Annotated in this window: 2 protein-coding genes; both read right to left on the bottom strand. The window is 55.0% G+C overall.

Annotated elements, in window-relative coordinates; translation table 11 throughout:
- Nucleotides 1-78: 78 nt before the first annotated feature.
- Nucleotides 79-1,137 carry a sulfate ABC transporter substrate-binding protein gene (locus L691_RS0117070; protein WP_025691642.1) on the bottom strand — a complete coding sequence of 353 codons (1,059 nt, stop codon included), beginning with the start codon at nucleotides 1,135-1,137 and terminating at the stop codon, nucleotides 79-81.
- 197 nt (nucleotides 1,138-1,334) lie between these two features.
- On the bottom strand, nucleotides 1,335-1,939 hold a 605-nt coding region (locus tag L691_RS0117065; protein WP_025691641.1), incomplete at its 5' end, for a TOBE domain-containing protein.

The following is a 1,939-nucleotide window of genomic DNA, read 5'->3' as shown; positions in this document are numbered from 1 at the left end:
TAGAGGAAGGAGTCTTCTCGGCTTTTAAGATAAAAAAAGCAGACCGCCTCTCTGAAAGACGGTCTGCTGAAACTCTTATTAAATCCCCGCAAGCACCTGATACCATACGCCCCGTTTCGAGTACAGCGTGCTCCGCACCTTGTCCCATCCGCCCAGGTAGCTGATATCGAATAATCCCGGGGGAACAGGGAAACGGCTCTTATTCGCCTCGTATACTTCTTGGTCTACGGGCCGGAATCCGTGCTTAGCGAAGATCTCCTGCGCCTGAGGCGTCACCAGGAAGTCGACGAAAGCCTCAGCAGCCTTCCGGGTACCGTGCTTATCCGCGTACTTGTCGACCACCGCCGCCGGATTCTCGATCAGAATCGTATCCTTGGGTATGACCACCTGATACTTCACGCCCTGGGCAATCCGCGCCAGAAGCTCATTCTCATAGGTTACGATAACATCACCCACGCCATACTCGAACGCAGCCATCGATGCGCGTCCGCTCTTATCCAGTGACTCCACATTGGCGTGTACGCTTGTCAGAAAGCTTTTGGCCGCCGCAAGGTCCTTAACCCCCTCTTTTTCCTCCGACTGCTTCAGCCCCGCGCCATAGATTGCGTTGATATCCCACTGCGCGCCGCCCGAGGTCTTCGGATTAGGGTACAGCACTTTGATGCCCGGTTTGGTCAAATCGGTAAAATCCTTAATTCCCTTCGGGTTGCCTTCGCGCGTACCCATCACGACAATCGAACGCGTCACCATGCCCTTCTGGCCCCGTTCCTTCCAGGATGGGTTCACCAGCCCCGCGTCGACCAGCTTGCCGACATCGCCTTCCATCGCGAGAAGCGTCACATCAGCCTCGAACCCGCCGGCAATCGCCCGGGCCTGCGTTCCCGAAGCCTCGTATGACTGCTGGAACGTTATCGTCTGTCCGGTCTCAGCCTTCCACTTCTCCGCAAACAGCGGCAAAATATCCGCCATCGCATCCTTTGCCACGCTGTATGCACCAATGACCAAGGTAACATCGCCTTTTGTCCCGGCGTCAGCCGCCGTGCTGCCCTCTTTCGTTCCGCAGGCGGTGAGCGTCAGCGCCAGCAGCAATACGGCAAGCCATCCGCGCAGTTGTCTGCTCCTTCTGAAAAGCTTCATTCCCAAGCCTCATTCCTGATAAAAAATACCCCACAAAGTGATCCCGATGCTTTCGAAGCTCACTGACGGTTACTTTGCGGGGGGAATTCTTATATTTCAAGAAGAAACGGCTGCGCCGTCCTCGCAGAGGAAGGCATCCGTTTCTCGTAGAAATATAAGACAAAATGATAAGCGCTCAGCTTATAAATTCTTATATTTTAGATGTAGACCGGCATCGGGTCTTCCTTCAGGCTGTTCTCCTGAATCCAGCTGCGCTCATCGTTGAATAGGTAGGCGCGGTGCACCAGCACGGCGATCTCCTGTCCCACCTGCAGCGTCTCCTTCTCCAGTGAACGGTAGGTGACCAGCTTGTGCCCGTTCACTTCCACCTCGACCAGCCATTCGCTGCCACGGAATTGCAGATGCTTGACGATTCCCTTCTCGGTGGCAGAAGCCACGTTGAACTCCTCGCGGTCGCCTACCTCAATGTACTCGGGACGGATCAGCGCCTTGGTAGGCTGGCTGCCCTCTGCAGTCTTGAACCCTTTAAGCTCGGCGGCGTTCTCAATCAGAGTCGACTCGCCGATAAAGGTGGCTACGAACGTCGTCTTGGGTTCTTTATAAATATCCCATGGCGTGCCCTTCTGTTCCAGACGGCCCTGGTTGATTATCATAATCTCGTCAGCAACTTCGATTGCCTCATCCTGGTCATGCGTTACGAAAATCGAAGTGATTCCGACGCGTTCGATCAGTTCCCGCAGCCAGGAACGAAGCTCTTGACGAATCTTGGCGTCGATCGCAGCGAACGGCTCATCGAGCAGCA

The organism is Paenibacillus zanthoxyli JH29 (assembly GCF_000520715.1).
In the GTDB taxonomy this organism is placed as follows: Bacteria; Bacillota; Bacilli; order Paenibacillales; family Paenibacillaceae; genus Paenibacillus_AQ; species Paenibacillus_AQ zanthoxyli.
This window is presented reverse-complemented; position numbering and strand designations above follow the sequence as displayed.

Coding starts and splice junctions, on each gene's coding strand:
- L691_RS0117070 (WP_025691642.1), bottom strand. CDS start 1,137: ATGAAGCTTTTCAGAAGGAGCAGACAACTGCGCGGATGGCTTGCCGTA.